Genomic DNA, 201 nt, shown 5'->3' with positions numbered 1-201 from the left:
CAAAAGGAAGCTTCCGTGGTAGGAGAGCAAGGAACCTTGCGTGGAGAAGTACCTTTTGTGCCGATCCAAAAATGGTTTTTGGAACAGACCGAGCATCCTCATCACTTTAACCAGAGCATGTTGCTGAAAGTAGGAGAGGGGAACGAAACGTGGCTCCGACAGACGATTCGCGAAGTAGTGGCGTATCATGATGCGTTGCGG

Annotated in this window: 1 protein-coding gene; it reads left to right on the top strand. The window is 50.2% G+C overall.

Annotated elements, in window-relative coordinates:
• Positions 1 to 15 precede the first annotated feature (15 nt).
• The coding region (locus AC5WOF_RS19445) for a condensation domain-containing protein (protein ID WP_496051597.1) at positions 16 to 201 on the top strand (186 nt) is incomplete at its 3' end.

It is taken from the genome of Shimazuella sp. NTD250, from assembly GCF_059510375.1.
Note: the sequence above shows the minus strand (reverse complement) of the source record. Positions and strands in the feature narration are given on the sequence as shown.